The 19,427-nt window shown below is 66.3% G+C and carries 16 protein-coding genes and 2 pseudogenes; 5 read left to right on the plus strand and 13 right to left on the minus strand.

Annotation, left to right across the window (positions count from 1 at the left end):
• Position 1 precedes the first annotated feature (1 nt).
• A complete protein-coding gene (locus tag MMSP_RS22605; protein WP_012393020.1) occupies positions 2–415 on the plus strand; it encodes a DUF5319 domain-containing protein in 414 nt (137 codons plus the stop codon).
• Between the two features lie 60 nt (positions 416–475).
• Here MMSP_RS22605 and MMSP_RS22610 read toward each other — a convergent pair whose 3' ends face one another.
• The 3 genes from MMSP_RS22610 to MMSP_RS22620 all read right to left on the minus strand — a co-directional run bounded on the left by MMSP_RS22610 (position 476) and on the right by MMSP_RS22620 (position 3,041).
• Complete coding sequence (locus MMSP_RS22610; RefSeq protein ID WP_051153722.1) at positions 476–1,522, minus strand: anti-sigma-D factor RsdA; 1,047 nt, start codon at positions 1,520–1,522, stop codon at positions 476–478.
• Entirely contained in the window at positions 1,515–2,090 is a 576-nt protein-coding gene (gene sigD / locus MMSP_RS22615; RefSeq protein ID WP_015354741.1) for an ECF RNA polymerase sigma factor SigD, read from the minus strand. Before sigD ends, MMSP_RS22610 begins: the two co-directional genes overlap by 8 nt.
• 93 nt (positions 2,091–2,183) lie before the next feature.
• Positions 2,184–3,041, minus strand: a complete 858-nt coding sequence (locus MMSP_RS22620; RefSeq protein WP_020788499.1) for a hypothetical protein — start codon at positions 3,039–3,041, stop codon at positions 2,184–2,186.
• A 550-nt stretch (positions 3,042–3,591) separates the two neighbouring features.
• On the opposite strand from MMSP_RS22620, the gene whiB3 reads away from it, so the two are divergent.
• On the plus strand, positions 3,592–3,900 hold the full coding sequence (gene whiB3 / locus MMSP_RS22625) for a redox-responsive transcriptional regulator WhiB3 (protein ID WP_012393017.1): 309 nt from the start codon (positions 3,592–3,594) through the stop codon (positions 3,898–3,900).
• Between the two features lie 45 nt (positions 3,901–3,945).
• On the opposite strand, the gene MMSP_RS22630 is transcribed toward whiB3, so the two are convergent.
• Positions 3,946–5,601: an amidohydrolase gene (locus tag MMSP_RS22630; RefSeq protein ID WP_020788500.1), complete on the minus strand. Its 1,656-nt coding sequence runs from the start codon at positions 5,599–5,601 to the stop codon at positions 3,946–3,948.
• 332 nt (positions 5,602–5,933) lie between these two features.
• Here MMSP_RS22630 and MMSP_RS22635 point away from each other — a divergent pair.
• From MMSP_RS22635 to MMSP_RS22645, 3 genes and pseudogenes are all read left to right on the plus strand, one after another.
• Positions 5,934–7,626, plus strand: a pseudogene (locus MMSP_RS22635) (PPE domain-containing protein).
• 548 nt (positions 7,627–8,174) lie between these two features.
• A pseudogene (locus tag MMSP_RS22640) lies at positions 8,175–9,970 on the plus strand (PPE domain-containing protein).
• Between the two features lie 265 nt (positions 9,971–10,235).
• Positions 10,236–10,664 (plus strand): hypothetical protein, encoded by a 429-nt coding sequence (locus MMSP_RS22645; RefSeq protein ID WP_020788505.1) that lies wholly within the window; start codon positions 10,236–10,238, stop codon positions 10,662–10,664.
• A gap of 36 nt (positions 10,665–10,700) precedes the next feature.
• On the opposite strand, the gene MMSP_RS22650 is transcribed toward MMSP_RS22645, so the two are convergent.
• The 9 genes from MMSP_RS22650 to alr all read right to left on the minus strand — a co-directional run bounded on the left by MMSP_RS22650 (position 10,701) and on the right by alr (position 19,368).
• Positions 10,701–11,921 (minus strand): CdaR family transcriptional regulator, encoded by a 1,221-nt coding sequence (locus MMSP_RS22650; RefSeq protein ID WP_020788506.1) that lies wholly within the window; start codon positions 11,919–11,921, stop codon positions 10,701–10,703.
• 250 nt (positions 11,922–12,171) lie between these two features.
• The gene (gene groL, locus MMSP_RS22655; RefSeq protein ID WP_012393010.1) at positions 12,172–13,791 is read right to left on the minus strand and encodes a chaperonin GroEL; all 1,620 of its coding nucleotides are present in this window, start codon (positions 13,789–13,791) and stop codon (positions 12,172–12,174) included.
• 92 nt (positions 13,792–13,883) lie between these two features.
• Positions 13,884–14,186 carry a co-chaperone GroES gene (groES, locus tag MMSP_RS22660; protein WP_011739140.1) on the minus strand — a complete coding sequence of 101 codons (303 nt, stop codon included), beginning with the start codon at positions 14,184–14,186 and terminating at the stop codon, positions 13,884–13,886.
• A 313-nt stretch (positions 14,187–14,499) separates the two neighbouring features.
• Complete coding sequence (gene tsaD, locus MMSP_RS22665) at positions 14,500–15,531, minus strand: tRNA (adenosine(37)-N6)-threonylcarbamoyltransferase complex transferase subunit TsaD (RefSeq protein WP_036426877.1); 1,032 nt, start codon at positions 15,529–15,531, stop codon at positions 14,500–14,502.
• A complete protein-coding gene (gene rimI / locus MMSP_RS22670) occupies positions 15,532–16,008 on the minus strand; it encodes a ribosomal protein S18-alanine N-acetyltransferase (protein ID WP_011739138.1) in 477 nt (158 codons plus the stop codon).
• Positions 16,005–16,631: a tRNA (adenosine(37)-N6)-threonylcarbamoyltransferase complex dimerization subunit type 1 TsaB gene (gene tsaB, locus MMSP_RS22675; protein WP_036427500.1), complete on the minus strand. Its 627-nt coding sequence runs from the start codon at positions 16,629–16,631 to the stop codon at positions 16,005–16,007. The genes rimI and tsaB overlap by 4 nt, the downstream gene beginning before the upstream one ends.
• On the minus strand, positions 16,628–17,098 hold the full coding sequence (tsaE, locus tag MMSP_RS22680) for a tRNA (adenosine(37)-N6)-threonylcarbamoyltransferase complex ATPase subunit type 1 TsaE (protein WP_012393008.1): 471 nt from the start codon (positions 17,096–17,098) through the stop codon (positions 16,628–16,630). The genes tsaB and tsaE overlap by 4 nt, the downstream gene beginning before the upstream one ends.
• Positions 17,091–18,212 (minus strand): alpha/beta fold hydrolase, encoded by a 1,122-nt coding sequence (locus tag MMSP_RS22685; RefSeq protein ID WP_020788509.1) that lies wholly within the window; start codon positions 18,210–18,212, stop codon positions 17,091–17,093. Before MMSP_RS22685 ends, tsaE begins: the two co-directional genes overlap by 8 nt.
• Entirely contained in the window at positions 18,202–19,368 is a 1,167-nt protein-coding gene (gene alr, locus MMSP_RS22690; protein WP_020727371.1) for an alanine racemase, read from the minus strand. The genes MMSP_RS22685 and alr overlap by 11 nt, the downstream gene beginning before the upstream one ends.
• Positions 19,369–19,427: the final 59 nt, after the last annotated feature.

The raw sequence follows: 19,427 nt of genomic DNA on the forward strand, positions 1-19,427 counted from the left end.
GGTGCGCGACCACCTCCCGCCGGGTTTGCCGCCCGATCCCTTTGCCGACGACCCCTGCGATCCGTCGGCAGCCCTGGAAGCCGTAGAACCCGGCCAGCCGCTGGATCAGCAAGAGCGGATGGCGGTGGAGGCCGATCTGGCCGATCTCGCGGTGTACGAGGCGTTGTTGGCCCACAAGGGAATCCGTGGACTCGTGGTGTGCTGCGACGAGTGTCAACAGGATCACTATCACGACTGGGACATGCTGCGCGCGAACCTGCTGCAGTTGTTGATCGACGGCACCGTCCGCCCACACGAGCCGGCCTACGACCCCGAGCCGGACGCTTACGTCACCTGGGATTACTGCCGCGGTTACGCCGATGCCTCGCTCAACGAAGCGACATCCGACGCGGACGGGTTCCACCACCGCCACTGAGCGAGTGTTGCAACGGCTGGACGCGAGCCGTATCCGCTACTGAGCGCCCCCGCCAGCCCGTCAGGAAACTGGGCCTGCTGGTGCGGGTTCCACCGGTTCTGGCTGTCCGGACGTTTGAACCACCGGACTTCCCGGGTTGGTCGCGTCGCCGGGTGCTGCCGACTTAGCCAGCCCCGGTGCCGCAACGCCGGCGGCCGCCGGCGAGCCAGGCGCCACCACAGACGTGTCGGCGGGCGTCTCGCCTGAGACAACCGCCGAAACGGGCGGCGTTGGGACCGACGTGGGCGCCGGACTGGTCGCGGTCGCGCCCGCGGGCGGTAGCGATGCCGACGGCTTGGCCCCCGTCGTGGTTGGCGACGCACTGGGCGCCGGTGCCGATTCCGGTGCGCCCGATTCGTTCGGCGGCACGGGCGACACCGTTTCCGGAGCCAGGGGTGTCAGCGAGTTGCCCGGAGGAACCTGCGGTGCGAGCACCCCGGTGGGCCCGGACTCTGGCGGCCCGCCAGCTGGCAGAGTCGCATTCGGATCGCGCTTTTCGACCTTGGTGTTGAGCTGATTCAGCTCGTTTAGCAGGTGCTGTCGGCGGCTGCCGTCGTTGACGGTCTGCAGGGTGCTGCTGACCTCGGCCAGCTGGCTCTCGGCTTGGTCCCATTGCCCCTGCGCGATCATCTGCTCGGCCTTGGCGAGATCGGCCTTGGCGGACAACATGATCTGGTCTTCACTGACCCGCGGCTCGTTGAACAGCATCGCGTGCAGGCCATAGAGCAGGTCGCCGGGACGGGCGTCGGCCACCACGGCGCCAAGCCCGCTCAATGCCAGCAATGTCGCCGCAACCGAGCCGATCGCTGCCCACGCGCGGCGCGACCGGCGGCGTTCGGAAAGCCCCAGGATCAGCGCATCAACGGCCTCATTCTGCGACACCAGCGCGCTGGCCGGCGGCCAGCGCAGGTCGTCGCGCCATTCGCCCATCAGGGCGGCCAGCGCGTCATCGTCGGGATCGTTGAGGCTGAACCGTTCGCGGCCGGCGAGCGCATCGAGAAGCAGATCGGTGCGAGCCACCTCGTCCAACCCCGGCTGGTCGCCGAGAGTAAATCCAGATTCAGGCATAGTCACCCGCCGCGACGATTTCGTCCTTGAGCCGTTGAAGTGCGCGGTGCTGGGCCACCCGGACCGCCCCGGTGGTGCTACCCACAGCGGCCGCGGTTTCCTCGGCGGACAGACCGACAACCACGCGCAAAATCAGAATTTCACGCTGTTTGGCCGGCAGTATCTCGAGCAATTCGTTCATCCGGGTGACCGAATCGGCCTCGATGGCGAGTTGCTCGGGACCGGCATCGGCGGATCGGCGCTCTGGAACCGATTCGGCCGGGTAGGCAAGATCGCGCCCGGCGGCGCGATGCGCGTCGGCAACCTTGTGTGCCGCGATGCCGTACAGAAAGGCCAAGAAGGGGCGCCCTCGGTCCCGATAGCGCGGCAACGCCGTAATGGTGGCCAAACAGACCTCCTGTGCCACATCATCTGCTGAGAGGCCACTGCGCTCGACCGTGCCGACGCGAGCTCGGCAATACCGCACAACGATCGGACGAATGGTCTCCAGCACCTCCCGAAGCGCGTTCCGGTCTCCTGCCACGGCCTCCGCAACCACAGCGTCGAGACGTTCCCCTTCAATTGTCATCGACGGCGATATCTCCAACGTTACGAACCGGACACATCCCGGGCTAACTAACGGGGCTAGCTAACGGATTGACAATAACGGTCGAAAAGCAATTCAAGCGGGACGCCAGGTTCCACCGGCGCGCCACACCTGATCTGCGCAGATATCGCGAATCTCGCGCAACTGACTTACCGGAAGCGTGACGCTTTCGGTATCGATCAGCAAGCAAGCCAGCGCCCAGCGCAGCGGGATCAGCCCCAGCCGTCCGGCATCGTCGAGGGCCGCCTCGCCGATCACGCGCGCTTTATCGATGACGCCGGCGCTGCATAACGCCGCCGCCAGCACCACATCACTTTTGACCCGATGCCTGGCCGACGCACCGCCGCTGGTGCGAGCCAGCTCGACCCCCCGCTCGGCAAGACCCACCGCGGTACGGCCGTCGCCGGAGAACATGGCCAGCTCCGCCCCGACCCAGCAGCGGCGCACCGCCAGCCGGTCGGCCACCTGGGGCGGCAATTGCGCGACGACGACGGTGTCGGCACGACTCAGCAGCGCCGCCGACGCGGCGAAGCGGCCGACACCCAGCGCGTCGGCAGCAAGGCCCACCAGCGCATCGGTTGCGGCCTCGGGATCGGCACCGGCCAGCGCTAGGGCACGACCGTCCCAACGGCGCGCCCGCGTGTGCCACCCCAGCTGGCGCAGAAATGACGCGTGCGTGCTGTGTGCCAGCGAGGACCAGCGATCGGCCGGCACCCGGCGCCGCAGCAGCGCCAGATCGCTATACGCACTGCCGTAGCGGCCCTGGCCGCCGGCGGCGACGGCACGCAGCCACAGCTGACGCGGCGTGATCGCCGCAGGCAGCGGCCAGCGGTCTGGCCTACTTCCGAACGCGGCATCGTCGAGCGTTGACTCGATCGCCGACGCGACGACCGCGAAGTTTCGATCATCGCTCTCGGTGATGCCGGGCCCCACACATGCGCCCATTGATCCTTGAAGTTATCGGAGGTGTTGGCGCCCCGACAATGCCGGCACCCGGGGCGACCGGCGGCGTCCGCGACCTGCGCAACACGACTCACCTGGATGACAAGCGCTCGAGCGAATATGGTAAAGGCACGCGGTACGCCTCGAGTGCCGAACAAGACTGTGATATTCGACCATCCACTCGACGTCAATGGTAAAAAGTTTGTGCTTTCCATGTTACGGCAGTATTACTCACAGCTATCTTCAGAATAATTACAGGTAGCCCACAGTAGGCCAGTGACCTGGGGGAATCGGGATATCTAGGTCGTCTTCTTAGCACGCTTTGTCGTCCACAAATGCGAGGCAGATGAACGCGGAGTTAATTCTCATCCAACGCCCAGGTATTTCACGGGCAACGGTGGCTATTGACGGAAATTCGGCAACGCCCCTAGCGTTTACCTTTGTTCGGGTAGTCATCGTTGACGCCTCTGAAAAGTCAGTGCACAACTCGCGAGTCGCGAACCTAAAACCTCGGGTGTGCCGTGCAGAGAGGGAATCAGCAATGCCACAGCCAGAGCAGCTACCTGGGCCCAACGCCGACATCTGGAACTGGCAGTTGCAGGGCCTATGCCGCGGTGTCGACTCATCGATGTTCTTCCACCCCGACGGCGAGCGCGGCCGGGCCCGCATGCAACGCGAACAGCGCGCCAAAGAGATGTGCCGGCGCTGCCCGGTGATCGAAGAGTGCCGCTCCCATGCACTCGATGTGGGCGAGCCCTACGGCGTTTGGGGCGGTTTGTCCGAGTCCGAGCGTGACCTGCTGCTCAAGGGCGGCATCGGACGCACTCGGGGGATCCGCCGCACTGCCTGATCGTCCCGGCTCTCCCCCGGGTTGGCCCGCTATCGCGGCCTGGGCCTACGACGACTGCGTCGCGGGCTCGCGATAGATCGTGCGCCCCTCTTTGATGGTCTCGAGGACCGCGATGTCCTTTAACTTCATCGGATCCACGGTCAGTGGATTGTTGTCCACGATCACCAGATCGGCGAGCTTGCCCACCGTGATCGAACCCTTGGACTGCTCCTCGGAGTACTGATATGCGGCGTTGATGGTGATCGCCTTCAGCGCCTCGAGCGCTGTTACGCGCTGATCCGCCCCAATGACTTCCCCACTGCGCGAGACGCGATTGACCGCCGTCCACAACACGAACATCTGGTCCAGGGGCGTGACGTTGAAGTCGGTGTGGTTGGTCGGACGTAGCCCCATGTCGATGGCGGCCCGCATCGGGCTGAGGAAATGGGCCTGCTCCTTGCCGCGCAGCCGCACGTGGGTGTCGCCGAAGTAGAACGCGTGCTCGGTGAACAGTGAGGGAATCAGGTTGTACTCGACATACTTCGCGAGCTGATCCCGCCGCACGAACTGGGAATGAATCACCGTGGTGTGGCGGTCTTTGGTGGGGTCATCGGCGGCCGCGTACTCATGCGCGGCCAGCAGGACGTCAATCGCCCCATCTCCGTTGGCGTGGATGTTCAGCGGCAAACCGAGGTCGTAAACCCGTTTGAACCACCCGTTGACGGTCTCCTGTGAGAAGGGCAGCTCGCCGGACAAGTTCTTTTCGCCGCCGGGCCCATCGGCCAGGTAGGGGGTGGTGAAGAACGCGGTTCGGCCCTGCGGCGAGCCGTCGAGAGTGATTTTCACGCCGCCGAGCTTGAGCCGGTTGTGGTACGTCCCGAATGTGTCGGCCGGATTTTCCGGCAGTACCTCGTCGAGTTCGAGGATGAACGGGTACGCGATGACGTCAATGAGGTCGGCGCCACCGGCGGCCGCCCGCCGCAGCAAGGCAATGTCGGCCGCGTGGGTCAATCCCTCGTGCGCGGTGGTGATACCGACCGCCGCGTACAGCAGTTGACCGGCAATGCTCCATTGCACCTCTTGCTCCGGCGTGGGCTTGGGCAGCGAAGCGAAAATCGGCAGGAACGCGGTTTCCACGATCAGGCCGTCGGGTTCGGTGGAACCTTCCTTGCGCACGATCACCCCGCCCGGCGGCGTTTCGGTGTCCGCCGAGATGCCAAACTTTTGCATCGCCGCGGAATTGAGCACGGCCCCGTGCAGGGATACGTGCCCGACCAGCACCGGGTTGTTCGGGAAGTCCGCGTCGAGGTCTTCGCGATGCAGTGTGCGTCCATCGGGCATGACCGTCTCGTCATATCCGTAGGCCATGATGATCTCGCCGTCGGCGATGTCGCGCGCGTCCCGGAACTTCTTGAGCTCCGCGACAATCGCCTCGACATCTGCCGCCGGGCCGGCTGGCGGTGCGAACACGTTGACCTGGTTGGCCACCGTCAGTGCATTGATGTAGTGGCTGTGCGGGTCGATGAATCCCGGTAGCAAGGTATTTCCGGCAAGATCGACGCGCCGTGTGTGCGGCCCCAGATGTTCGCGAACCACATCGTCGTGGGCCCCGACCGCAACGATGCGCCCATCCTTGACCGCGACCGCTTCGGCTATTGGCTGCTCATCGTCAACTGTGACGATGTCACCGTTGGTGTAGATGGCATCGGCGTCACCGGTCACGTAGACCCCCTCTTGATTGCCGTCATCCTACTGCGACCTCGAACAACACGCGCAACATCGGTTGCTTCATCTGCCCAGCGGTCAAGGCCGACCATGTTGTGGCACAAGGCATTACCCGGCAGACAACCTCGCCCCGAGACGCCACCAACACTCGGGGAAACCGTGCACCCACAACTCTCATTAGAGCTGGCCGTCAACCTGGGTCCGGCCCGGCGCAAAGACGAAAATCCGAGTTGACATCGCGGTGGCGGTCCTAGCATTCCTGGCGAATTGCGATTCCACGGCGGCCTGGTCGCCGCCAGAGCAGCAAACGATACGGGCAGGGGCCGACCATGACGAACTTTGCGATGTTGCCACCCGAGGTCAATTCGTTGCGGATGTTCACCGGTGCGGGATCGGCACCGATGCTCGACGCCGCGACGGCCTGGGACAGCATGGCCTCGGAGCTGGGTGTGGCGGCATCGTCGTTTTCGTCGGTGACCTCCGGATTGGCCGGAGATGCCTGGCAAGGCGCGGCCAGCGCGGCGATGACGGCCGCGGCCAGCTCCTATGCGAAATTGTTGGGCGCGGCCTCGACCCGAGCTGCCGCGGCGGCCACCCAGGCCAAGGCGGTGGCCGGTGTGTTCGAGGACGCGCGCGGCGATGGTCCATCCGTTGGCCGTGGCGGCCAACCGCAGCGCGTTCCTCAAGTTGGTTCAGTCAAATTGGCTGGGGCTCAACGCACCGGCCATCATGGCCACCGAGGGCCACTACGAGCAGATGTGGGCCCAGGACGTGGCCACGATGGCCGGCTACCACGCCGGGGTGTCGTCAGCGGCAGCCGCGTTGCCCGGCGGTCTGCAGCAGCTGCTGAAAACCCTGCCCAACCTGGGCATCGGAAACATCGGCAACGCAAACATCGGCAACGGAAACATCGGCACCGCAAACATCGGCACCGGAAACAGCGGTGTGGGAAACACCCCGATCACACCTGGAATCGCGGGCAACTACAACATCGGCGGCGGAAACAACGGCAACAACAACCTCGGCGCCGGAAACTACGGCAACTTCAACTTCGGCTTCGGCAACAAGGGCGACGGGAACATCGGCTTCAGCAACGGCGGCCCGGCCAACCTGTCGAGACTGAACCCGTTCGCCCTGCAACCGGCGCCGGGCAACAACAACGTCGGCATGGGCAACACCGGCAACAACAACTTCGGCCTGGGCAACCTCGGCGACGGCAACATTGGCGGCGGCAACTACGGCAATAACAACATCGGGCTCGGCCTGCTGGGCAGCAATTTGGTCGGCGTCGGCGGTGCCTACTACGACACGGCCGCCGGCCAGTTCCATTTCGACGGCCTGAACACGGGCAGCGGCAACATCGGCATCGGGAACTCGGGCAACAACAACATCGGCTTCTTCAACTCCGGCGACGGCAACATCGGCGCCTTCAGCTCGGGCACCAACAGCGTTCTGCCGGGTCACCTCAACAGCTTTGGCGTCGGGAACTCCGGCATCGGCAACTTCGCCGTCGGGAACGCGGGCGCGGGAAACTTCGGCGCCGGAAACTCCGGCCTGCTGAACACCGGGGTCGGGAACGCCGGCTCGATTGATACCGGCGCATTTAATGGGAACAACCTCAACACGGGCTTTTTGAACTCGGGCAAGACAAACACCGGCTTTGGGAACTCCGGCCACGAGAACACCGGCTTTTGGAATTCGGGCGACGTGAACACCGGCGTCGGGGCCACCACCGACAGCGGCCTGGCTACCGCGGGGTTCGGCAACACCGGCGAGGTCGGAATCTCGGGCTTCGGAAACACGGCCACGGGCGGTTTCCGCAGCGGCGACATGTCGGGCTTCTTCAACACCGCCGCGGGCGGCTCCAGCTATACCGGCGTCAGCTCGGGCTTTTTCAATACCGGTCTCACCGACCCCATCGGCCCCTTTGCCAGCGGTGTGCTCAGCGGCTTCAACTCGGGCATTTTCAATACCGGCATCGCCGTGTCGGGTTTATTCAGCCTCAGTCAGCTGGCGCGATGATCGGATTGGCCCGGGCGCCGGACTGCGCCCCCACGCATTGCACCGCGAGCAGATCTTCGAACTTGGCCGTGTCTAGCCGGCGGAACCCATCCGGAGGCGCATCTCCAGCGAGGACTTGGACGACAACCCCGGCCGGTATCGGGACGAACTTCGTCTCCCACCCTGCACAACCCGCCGGCGCGGCCGCGCACGCTCGCATTGTTGCGCACCCTTGCCCGGCGACCGGCTGGAGCACCCTCTCTCGACGAGTCATGTTGTGGCGCGAGGGGTTACCCGGAAATCCGCGGAAGCGCTCGAAGGCCGGGCCGACCCGGCCGGCGCCCCGCGAAGCCTCAGGTGGGCGTCGCATCAAGGGGTGCCATTTGCTCGCCTGTGGGCGCGCGCTCAGCATAATTGACGTGCCAGATCGACCGATCAACCTTGATCGGAATTCTGGCCAAAAGGCCAATATCGAAGAAGACAACGTCGTAGCATTCGTGGCGAATTGCTCGATTGCACGGCGACACAGTCGCTTCCAGAGCAGCAAACGCTACAGGTAGGGGTCTACCATGACGAACTTTGCAATGTTGCCGCCGGAGATCAATTCATCCTTAATGTTCTCCGGTGCCGGATCGGCCCCGATGCTTGATGCGGCCGCGGCCTGGGAGGGCCTGGCCTCCGAGCTCGGCACGGCGGCATCATCGTTCTCATCGGTGACCTCGGGTTTAGTCAGCGACGCGTGGCACGGCGCGGCCAAGGCGGCGATGAACGCCGTGGCCACCCCGTACGCGCAGTTATTGAGCGCGGCGTCAACCCAAGCCGCAGGGGCGGTCTCCCAGGCCAAAGCGGTGGCCGGAGCGTTTGAGGTCGCGCGCGCCGCGATGATTCATCCGCTGGAGGTGTTGGCCAACCGCAACGTGTTCGTCCAGCTGATTCGAACCAACTTGTTCGGGCTCAATGCGCCCGCAATCATGGCCGCCGAGGGCCAGTACGAGCAGATGTGGGCCCAGGATGTCGCCGCGATGGTCGGCTACCACGGCGGGGCGTCATCCGCGGCGGCAAGCCTGCCGAGCGGGTTGCAACAGATACTGCAGAGCCTGCCGAACCTGGGGCTGGGCAACAAGGGCAATGCGAACCTCGGTAGCGGCAACACCGGGATCGGCAACATCGGCGTCGGCAACAGCGGCGAGGGAAACAGCGCACTGGTGCCCCCGCAGTCGGGGAACTACAACATCGGCGGCGGAAACAACGGCAACAACAACCTCGGCGCCGGAAACATCGGCAACTTCAACTTTGGCTTCGGCAATAACGGGACCGGTAACTTCGGCTTCGGCAACGCCGGCCCCGCAGACCTCTCCAATCCCAACCTGTTCACCTTCCACGTGACGCCCGGCGAGAACAACATCGGTATCGGTAATACCGGCAACGGCAACTTCGGCCTCGGCAACACCGGAGACGGCAATATCGGCGGCGGCAATACCGGTATTGGCAACATCGGGTTCGGACTCAATGGCAACAATTTGGTCAGTGTCGGGGCAGGGCTCCGGCGTTGTTGATTAGCAGGCTTGTGAGCTGGGTTGATGATCTTTGGTGCCGCGCTACCCTGGGTGTCGGGGGCGCGTATTACGACACGGCGGCCGGCCAGTTCCACTTCGACGGCCTGAACACGGGTAGCGGCAACATCGGAATTGGTAACTCGGGCAGTAACAACATCGGCTTCTTCAACTCCGGCGACGGCAACATCGGCGCCTTCAGCTCGGGCACCAATTCGGTGTTCCCGGGCCAGCTCAACAGCTTTGGCGTCGGCAACTCCGGCACCGGCAACCTCGGGTTCGGGAACGCGGGCAGCGGAAACGCCGGCTTCGGCAACAGCGGCTTGCTCAACACCGGCTTCGGCAACGCGGGCTCGATCAATACCGGTGGATTCAACGGGAACAACCTCAACACGGGCTTCTTGAACTCGGGCGAGGTCAACACGGGCATCGGCAACTCGGGCCACATCAACACCGGATTCCTGAACGCGGGCAATGTCAACACCGGCATCGGTAACGCCACCAACGCCTGCGAGGTCGGCCTCACCGCAACGGATAGCTCGGGATTCTTCAACACCGGTTACGGCGTCTCAGGATTCGGAAACGCGGCAGACGAGAGCAGCTATGGTCACGGCGTGTCGGGCTTTGGAAACACCGCGGTCGGAACGGCATTCGAGGTTGGCGTCAGTTCGGGCTTCTTCAACACCGGCTACTCGGAGGCCATCGGCCCCTTCGCGGCGGGTCAGGTCAGTGGCTTCAACTCTGGCTTCTTCAACTGGGGCACCGCCAACTCGGGCCTGTTCAGCCTCAGCAAGCTGGCCATCAAGTCCTGATCCCGGTTCCGGGTAGCTAGAAGCCCGCACCCGCCTCGGTTCGACGAGATCGCGGCAGGCGGCCGTCAACGCACGCGCATAACCCGGCGGCAGCCGCCGACATCACCGGGCACCGCCGCGCACACTTCTGCACCACCCATACCCGCAATTTGGTCGTTTTTGCACCTTGGTAGGCGGCGCTGGGCCGTTGATCATGGAGAGCATCAAGCACTTCACCGGGCGACGGAACCCGGTCGGACCAGATAGCGACAGAAAGAGAACCCCGATGAGGAACTTTCAACGACGCGGCGCCGCGATCGCCGCATTCGCGTTCGCATTCGCTGCGGCGCCGGTGATCGGACTCGGCGCACCGGCGATCAGCCGGGCCGATGACCACAACTGCATGTCGGGGTGGACCTGGGACAACGTGGCGCAACAATGCGTGATCAGCCCGGTGCCCGCAACCACGGCGCCTGCCCAAAATGGGCCGCCGCCGCCAGGCACCCCGGGCGGCGTGTACGGACCCGGTGGATGGGGTGGCCCCGGGGGACCGGGTGGACCTCCCGCCCCCGGCGAACCGTATGGACCGTATGGGCCCCAAGTTGGCGCGCCCGGAACCCCGGGGTGGCCCGGCGGAATCGCAGGACCCACCGCCGCCGGCGGGCACGCCGGGATGGGCGGGATCGGCGGAATGGGTGGGATGGGACGACACTAGTCGTCCCGGCTCCCCCTCCCCCGAAACCAGAATCGCCTAGGCGGGCGGATTGCCGCGCCACTGCAGCGCTTCGAGGGCGACGGCAACATGCACGCTGCTGTGGCCCAAAGGCCGTGGCAACAGTTGCTGAGCGCGGTCGAGTCGGCGCAGCAGGGTGTTGCGATGCGTGTAGAGCACCTTGGTGGTGCGCCCGATGCTGCACTGCTCATTGACGAAGGTCAGCACCGTCTTGTGCAGCTCAGCACCGGCCGACTCGAAATCCTCGAGCGTGTTCTTGATGAAATCATTTGCGGCTTCGGGGTTTTGTGCAATCAAGGCGATCAACTGGATATCGGCAAACAACGCGACTCGCTGGCGAGAATTCAGCCCGGCCACCATCCGCTGGGTGGTTAGCGCCTCCAGATGGCTGCGCCGGAAGCCCTCGATTCCCGTCGCGGCGGCGCCGATGGCGATTCGCGCTCCGGGAACGTCTCGGACCGCCTGCTCAACCTGTTCGACGTCAAGGGTGGCGTTAGCCGCATTGGCCACCCACACCCAACGGGTGGCCGCGCCGGCGATCACGGTCAGCGGCCGCGCAAAATCGGCGGCGCGGCCGAAGGCGTCGACGACCCGGTCGAGCCGATTCAGGTCGCCATCGGGCTCGTCACTCCAGATGACGGCGGCGGTATGTGTGCGGTTGAGGGCGTATCCCAATCGAGCCTCGGCGCGCTGGCGGCTGATCGGCGCACCGTCGAGGATCAAAGCGGTGACTTCTCGTCGTTCGGCGTGTGTGCCGCGAGCCAGTTCGTCACGTTCGCGCTGCATCTGGGCGGCGATGCCGGCAGAGGTGGCCTCGACGAACTCGCTGATCGACCGGTAGGTCACCTCGAACAGCTCGCGCAGTTCGTCGGGATCGCTGGTTAACCCAAAGGCGACGCCCATCCACAACCGCCAGCCCACCGTTTGCGCGATCCGAAACGTGAACGGGTCCAGGCCGCGGCGCACCATGTCGCGGGCAATGCTTAGCGGCTCGGGGCCGAGATTGGGCGCGACCGGAGCACCGGGGTTGCTCACGTTGGCCGCGGCCCAGTGAATCAGGCTGGAGCGGATGCTGTGGCGGGTCGCTTCGGCCAGGACGGGATCATCGGCAATGGCGGGGTTGGCCGCCATGGTCACCCGGTCGTACTCGTCCAACCATTGCTGAGAACCGTCCAGTACGGCTTTCGCCCCCTGCCGGATCAGCTCACCCACCCGCGGGGACGGACCTTGCCACAGCACTCACTCACGGTAGCCCGCGGGCGCACACTCCTGCACCATCGAGCACCTAGATTTGACTGTTTTGTGCATGGCCGGTTAGCCGCGGTTCAGCCAGCCCGCGACACTTAAACCTCCGCGACAACACGCCGTAGATGCTCGCAAGGGATTAAGTCTCGCGTGCCCGAGGCAATCTCGCGTGAGCGCCCCTTCAGCCTCAGACACGAAAACACCCCCGGCCGCGAAGGACCGGGGGTGTTTCGGATGCCTGCGGCTAGTGCGCGTGGCCGTGATGGCCGTGGCCATCGTCTTCTGGCTCGGCCGGCTTGTCGACAATCGCCGTCTCGGTGGTCAGCACCATACGTGCCACCGATGACGCGTTGAGCACTGCCGAGCGGGTCACCTTGACCGGGTCGACGATGCCGTCGGCAGCCAAGTCGCCGTAGGTCAGGGTGGCCGCGTTCAGACCGTGTCCGGCCGGAAGCTCGCTGACCTTGTTGACCACGACCGAACCGTCCAGACCGGCGTTGGTGGCAATCCAGTACAGCGGCGCGGCCAGTGCCTCGGAGAACACGTCCACGCCGACCGCCTCATCGCCCGACAACGACGCACGCAAGTCCTTGAGCGCGTTGCGAGCCTGGATCAGGGCGGACCCGCCCCCGGCCACGATGCCCTCCTCGACGGCAGCCTTGGCCGCCGCGACCGCGTCCTCGACGCTTTCCTTGCGCTTCTTGAGCTCGGTCTCGGTGGCGGCACCAACCTTGATGACGGCCACGCCGCCGGCCAGCTTGGCCAGCCGCTCGCCCAGCTTCTCGCGGTCCCACTCGGAGTCACTTCTGTCGATCTCGGAGCGCAGCAGATTCACCCGCGCCTCGACCGCTTCCGGGGCACCGCCGCCGTCGACGATGATGGTGTCGTCCTTGCTGACCACGACGCGCCGCGCCGAGCCCATCACCTCCAGGCCCACCTCCCGCAGCACCAGGCCGGCGTCGGGGTTGACCACCTCGGCGCCGGTCACCGCGGCCAGGTCTTGCAGGAAGGCCTTGCGCCGGTCGCCGAAGTAGGGCGACTTGACCGCGATCGCCTTCAGCGTCTTGCGAATGGAGTTCACGACCAGGGTCGCCAACGCCTCGCCCTCGATGTCCTCGGCGATGATCATCAACGGCTTGCCCGATTCGGCGACCTTCTCCAGCAACGGCAGCAGGTCGGGCAGCGAGCTGATCTTGTCCTGGTGCAGCAGGATCAGCGGGTCTTCGAGAACAGCCTGCTGAGCGTCGAAGTCGGTGACGAAGTAGGCCGAGAGGTATCCCTTGTCGAAACCGACACCCTCGGTGAACTCCAGCTCGGTGCCCAGCGTCGAGGATTCTTCGACACTGACCACACCGTCGTGGCCGACCTTGCTCATCGCCTCGCCGACCAGATCACCGATCAGCTGGTCGCGCGAGGAGACCGTGGCGACCTGCGCGATGGCGTCCTTGCCCGACACCGGCGTGGCCGAGGCAAGCAGGGCCTCCGACACCGCGTCGGCGGCCTTGCCGATTCCCGAACCCAGCGCGATCGGGTTGATTCCGGCGGCGACCAACCGCAGGCCGGTCTTGACCAGCGCCTGGGCCAGCACCGTCGCGGTGGTGGTGCCGTCGCCGGCGACATCGTTGGTCTTGGTGGCCACCGACTTCACCAGCTGGGCGCCCAGGTTCTCGAACGGGTCTTCCAGGTCGATGTCACGGGCCACGGTGACGCCGTCGTTGGTGACGGTGGGGCCACCGAACGACTTGGCCAGCACCACATGCCGACCACGCGGGCCCAGCGTCACCCGTACCGTGTCGGCGAGCTTGTCCACGCCCGCCTCCATAGCGCGGCGCGCAGTTTCGTCGTACTCAATCAGCTTGCTCATCAGGCTCCTTATGCCCAGCTAGTCCGCTAACGCATGCCGCCCCGGAAATCACCCGCGCTTGAACACGGGGATCGCCGGGGCGGTACACGGGGTTACTTGGAAACGACAGCCAGCACGTCGCGCGCCGACAGGATCAGGTACTCCTCGCCGCCGTACTTGATCTCGGTGCCGCCGTACTTGCTGTAGATGACGGTGTCACCCTCTGCCACGTCCAGCGGGATCCGCTTCTCGCCGTCCTCGTCCCAGCGGCCGGGGCCGACTGCGACGACGGTGCCCTCCTGGGGCTTCTCCTTGGCGGTGTCAGGAATGACCAGACCGGACGCGGTCGTGGTCTCGGCCTCGTTGGCCTGCACGAGAATCTTATCCTCGAGTGGCTTGATGTTCACCTTCGCCACGATTGGAGCCCTCCACTAATTCGATCGGATCCGGTGCTGTCGCCCCGGATTATCTTGATTCGGATCCGGGACTATTCGCCCGGACCGGAGTTTTCGGCCGGTCCGGGGCGCGCCCCGAACCGTCCGAATTATCAGGTGATTCGGCATCCGTCCGTGCCCTCGCGTCGTCGTCGCGGGTGCCGGCGCAGGGGTCGTCCGACTGCCACCTAGCACTCTATACATGAGAGTGCTAGCACTCAAGGGCGCCCCGGTGCTTCTCGCGTGTCGGTTCGCCCACGGCGTATTCCGCACCGCCGCCGCGGCCGCACCGGGATCAGCCGACCTTGCCCTTGACCACCGGCAAGCCGGGGTCGCTGGGCACATCCAGCGGCGAGGGAGCCGCCTTCGCGGCCACCAAATGCGCGGCGAACGCGGCGATCATGGCGCCGTTGTCGGTGCACAGCCGCGGCCTGGGGATACGCAGCGTCAAGCCGGCCTCGCTACAACGTTGGGTTGCCAACTCGCGCAATCGTGAATTGGCCGCCACACCCCCGGCGATCAGGAGGGTCGATACCCCCAGGCCGGTGGCCGCGCGCACCGCCTTACGAGTCAGCACGTCGGCCACGGCTTCCTGGAAACCGGCCGCGACATCGGCCGGCCGAAAATCTGGATGGGCCTCCACGTAGCGCGCCACCGCGGTCTTGAGACCGGAGAAGCTGAACGCGCATGGATCGTCGGACGGCCCGGTCATGCCGCGCGGAAACACGATGGCATCGGGGTCGCCGGAGCGCGCCAGGTCGTCGAGCACCTTGCCGCCCGGATAGCCCAGCCCCAGCAGCCGCGCCACCTTGTCGTAGGCCTCGCCCGCGGCGTCGTCGACGGCGGCCCCCAGCTCGACCATCGGTTCGCCCAACGAACGCACATGCAGCAAGTGGGTGTGCCCGCCGGAGACCAACAACGCCACACACTCGGGCAGCGGTCCGTGTTCGTACACGTCGGCGGCCAGGTGTCCGCCCAGATGGTTGACCGCGTAGAACGGCACTCCCCAGGCAGCCGCATACGCCTTGGCCGCGGCCACCCCCACCAGCAGCGCACCCGCCAGCCCCGGCCCGATGGTGGTGGCGACGACGTCGGGCCGCACGATGCCTGCCGTCGTGAGCGCACGGCGCATCGCCGGTCCCAGGGCTTCCAGATGCGCCCGCGAGGCGATCTCGGGGACCACGCCGCCGAACCGCACATGCTCATCGACGCTGGAGGCCACCTCGTCGGCCAACAGGGTCAAGGTGCCGTCGGCCTCCAGTCGCGTGATACCGACGCCGGTCTCATCGCAGGAGGTCTCGATGGCCAAGATGACTGTCCCCGGCATTTACCGCGCACCCCCTGGATCCCTGCGCATCGTGTATGCGTCGGCACCGCTGACCCGGTAGTAGCGCCGGCGCAGTCCGACCTGCTCGAAACCAACGCTGCGATACAGCGCTATCGCCGGCTCATTATCGGTGCGGACCTCGAGGAAAACCACGCCGCCGTCGGCGAAGGCCAACAGTTCGTCAAGCAGCCGGCGGCCGATGCCCCGCCCCTGATAGGCCGGGTCGACACCGATGGTGTGTATCTCGTATTCGAAAGGCGCAACACGGCCCAGCCGCGAGACACCGGCATAGCCGACCAGGTTATCCGCGCACCGGGCGCCCACGTAGTGATTGCGCCCGCTGGCCAGCTCGCGCTCGAAGGCCACCTCCGGCCACGGGTCGTCGCCATCGAAAAGTTGCGCCTCCAGCTCGGCGCAGCGCCGGGCATCGGCGCGGGTCAGCGCGCCGATGGTGACGGGCCCGAGATCGGCGGTCATGGGCGCGCCGCCAGCGGCTTGGCATCGGGCCGGCGCAGATACAACGGCACCAGGGGCGCCGGGTCCTGCGCCCAGTTCACCGCGGCGGCCAGGCCCGCCACGGTCGGGTAGCTGGGCTCGCACCGGGGCAGGTCGAACAACCCGGCGTGCTCGGGTGATCCCGCTACCGCGTGCGCGGTGCCGGGATCGACGTCGCCCGGGGCGTTGACCGCCGGGCCGTGAGTGCGCACGCCATCGCGGTAGCGCGCCCAGTAGACCTCGCGGCGACGGGCGTCGGTGACTACCAGCGTGTCACCGGTGGTGAGTCCACCGATGGCATCGAGGCTGCACACCCCATACACCGGGATGTCCAGCGCATGCCCGTAGGCGGCGCCGGTGGCCATTCCGGCCCGCAGTCCGGTGAACGGGCCGGGACCGCAGCCCACGACCACCGCATTCAGGTCGGCCATCGTCAGCGCCGCACCGGCCAGCGCCGCCAGCACGTTGGGGGTCAGCCGTTCGGCGTGCGCCCGGGCGTCGACGGTGACCCGCTCGGCCAACGCGACGCACTCGGACCCCGTCAGCTGCGCCACCCCCGCGGTCACCGCGGGGGTAGAGGTATCCAAAGCGAGAATGATGGTCATCGGCCGGCCCACGCCCAGGTCGCGATCCGCACGTCGGAGTGACTGACCCGCTCCAGCCGAATGTCGAGATGGCGCTCGGAGAGTCGCTCGGCCAGGCCCTCCCCCCACTCCACCACCACGACCGAGTCCGTCAGATCGGTGTCCAGATCCAGCGAATCGAGCTCACCGAGCAGGTCGGCGCTCCCGTGATCCAACAGCCGATAGACATCAACGTGAATCATCGCCGGGCGGCCCGGCCCACGCGCCGGATGCACCCGCGCCAACACGTAGGTCGGCGAGGTGACCGGGCCATCGACGTCCATCGCCGCGGCAATGCCCTTGGCCAACACCGTTTTTCCAGCACCCAATGGGCCCGAGAGCACCACCACGTCACCGGCGCGCAGCTGCTCGCCCAGCCGGGTTCCCAGCGCCACGGTGTCCGCCACGCGTTCCAGCGTTGCCGTGCCCGAATCGTGCTGCTCAGCCATGGCGGCGCCACCGATCCCGCAACCGCTCGCCGACCCGCCGGTACCGCAGCGTCAACTTGCCCGGAAGGGCGCGGTCGACGAGCCGGACCAGCCCTTCGTTGATGGCGTCGGGCTTGTCCAACAGGGCCAGATGACTGGCCCCGCCCACGATGACCAGTTCGGATTGTGGCAACGAGGCCGCCATCTTTCGAGAGTATTCGTCGGGGGTCATCAGGTCGTGATCACCACAGGCAATCAAGGTCGGGATCCGCAGCAGCGTCCACAGCCCGGCGGTTTCGTCGTGCACTTCCAGCGCGTGCAGGAAACCCACCAGGGTGGCGATGGGCGTGTCGTTCATCATCTGCTGCGAGAACGCATCCAGGCTGCGGCTCACCTCCAGGTCACTGTAGGACGCGGCCCGCAGGATCGGGCCGATCAGTGACCGGGACGCGGTGCGGCCGCGGTGCATCAGTTTCGGCGCGGACCGGGCGGTGAACCGGACCGCCTCGAGCGCCGGGTTTTTCAGGAACTCGCCCAACGGCGAGCGGGTCACCCCTTCGGCCGCCGAAGAGATGACGGCGGCACCCACAATCCGCCGGCCGTAACGCTGCGGGAACTGACGGGCGTGTGACAACACCGTCATGCCACCCATCGAATGCCCGACCAGCACTATCGGCCCGCGCGGAGCGGTCGCTTGCAGCACCGTTTCCAGGTCTTGTCCGAGTTGGGTCAGCGTGTAGGTCTGCGGATCGGCTTCGCCGGACTGGCCGTGCCCGCGCTGGTCATAGAAGACCATCCGCACCCGCGAGCCCCATTGTTCGCCGAGCCGCATGCGCTGAAAGTGGAAGGCACCCATGCGCAGGCAGAAGCCGTGGGCGAACACCATGGTCAGCGGGGCGTCCACCGGCCCCGCCTCGCGCACGGCCAGCGGCACGCCGTCCGGTGTGGTAACCACCCGGGCGCGATCGCTGTCCAGCCGCTCGAAATCCTCACCCGCGTACGGGTCGTCGCAGACCGAGCCGCGTTCGGCCAACGAGCGCCGGGACGAGGCGCCGACGATGGTGGCGACCGCCGTCAGCCCGGCGCCTCCGGCAAGCCAGGCTCGCTGGCGCCGGCGAGTTTCCTCAGCGCTCAACGGTTTCGGCCTCGCGGTAAACCCTGGTGATACGCCCGCGCGGGCTGGTCACCACCTCGTAGTGGATGGTGCCGACCAGATCGGCCCAGTCCTGCGCGGTGGGTTCACCGCGGGTACCCGGCCCGAACAGAATCGCCTCGTCGCCTTCGGCCACATCGAGCGGTCCGGGGCCCAGATCGACGAGGAACTGGTCCATGCAGACCCGGCCGACGCCCGGCCGGCGTTTGCCGTTGATCAAGACCTCCAGGCGCCCGCCCAGCGACCGGAAAACCCCGTCGGCGTAGCCGATCGGCAACAGCGCCACATTCGTGTCGTGGGGCGCAATCCAGGTGTGCCCGTACGACACGCCTTCGCCCGCGCTCACCGATTTCACCAGCGCGACTGCGCATTTCACGGTCATCGCCGGAACCAGTCCCATGTCGCCCAACCTGGGCACCGGGCTCAGCCCGTACACCGCGATGCCGGGCCGCACCAGATCCAGCGTCAGATCGGGACGAGCCATGGTTGCCGAGGAGTTCGACAGGTGTGCCACCTCGAATCGCACTCCCTGGTCGCGGGCGTGGTCGAGCATCTGCTTGAACCGCTGGGACTGGATGTCGTTGATCGGCTTTTCCGGTGCGTCGGCGTGCACCATGTGCGTCATCAGCCCGCGTAGCCGAATCGCGTCTTCGGCGACGGCCTGGCGCAGCCTGGTCACCATCTCCGGGTAGAGCGCCGGCGCCACGCCGTTGCGGTTGAGGCCGGTGTCGATCTTGACCGTGACGGTCGCCGTCGTTCCGGTCCGGCGCGCGGCATCGAGCACTTCGTCGAGTTGGCGGATCGAAGAAATGGCGATCTGGACGTCGGCGGCCAGCGCGGGCCCGAAATCCATGCCGGGTGCGTGCAACCAGGCCAGCACCGGGGCGGTGATGCCGTCCGCGCGCAACGTCAGCGCCTCGTCCACCGACGCGACTCCGAGTTCGACCGCACCGGCTGCCAGCGCGGTGCGGGCGACCGCGGTGGCGCCGTGACCATAGCCGTCGGCCTTGACGACCGCCATGACTTGTGCGCTGCCGGCACGTTCGCGCAGCAGCCGCACGTTGTGGGCGATAGCGCCCAGGTCCACCACCGCCTCGGCGAGGACCCCGGGCGTCAGAGATATCGGGGTGGTAGTCATCGACTCGATTGTCCCAGAGCCGCGCGAAGGTGCTCGCCCAGTCCGCGTTGACCCCCGGC

It is taken from the genome of Mycobacterium sp. 012931 (assembly GCF_000419295.1).
Taxonomy (GTDB): Bacteria; Actinomycetota; Actinomycetes; order Mycobacteriales; family Mycobacteriaceae; genus Mycobacterium; species Mycobacterium marinum.

Excerpts from the sequence above, each read along its gene's own strand:
- MMSP_RS22645 (WP_020788505.1), top strand. The coding sequence starts at position 10,236 with ATGAGGAACTTTCAACGACGCGGCGCCGCGATCGCCGCATTCGCGTTC.
- whiB3 (WP_012393017.1), top strand. The coding sequence starts at position 3,592 with ATGCCACAGCCAGAGCAGCTACCTGGGCCCAACGCCGACATCTGGAAC.
- sigD (WP_015354741.1), bottom strand. The coding sequence starts at position 2,090 with ATGACAATTGAAGGGGAACGTCTCGACGCTGTGGTTGCGGAGGCCGTG.
- rimI (WP_011739138.1), bottom strand. The coding sequence starts at position 16,008 with ATGACCGCCGATCTCGGGCCCGTCACCATCGGCGCGCTGACCCGCGCC.
- alr (WP_020727371.1), bottom strand. The coding sequence starts at position 19,368 with ATGACTACCACCCCGATATCTCTGACGCCCGGGGTCCTCGCCGAGGCG.
- MMSP_RS22610 (WP_051153722.1), bottom strand. The coding sequence starts at position 1,522 with ATGCCTGAATCTGGATTTACTCTCGGCGACCAGCCGGGGTTGGACGAG.
- tsaE (WP_012393008.1), bottom strand. The coding sequence starts at position 17,098 with ATGGCTGAGCAGCACGATTCGGGCACGGCAACGCTGGAACGCGTGGCG.
- tsaD (WP_036426877.1), bottom strand. The coding sequence starts at position 15,531 with ATGCCGGGGACAGTCATCTTGGCCATCGAGACCTCCTGCGATGAGACC.
- tsaB (WP_036427500.1), bottom strand. The coding sequence starts at position 16,631 with ATGACCATCATTCTCGCTTTGGATACCTCTACCCCCGCGGTGACCGCG.
- groL (WP_012393010.1), bottom strand. The coding sequence starts at position 13,791 with ATGAGCAAGCTGATTGAGTACGACGAAACTGCGCGCCGCGCTATGGAG.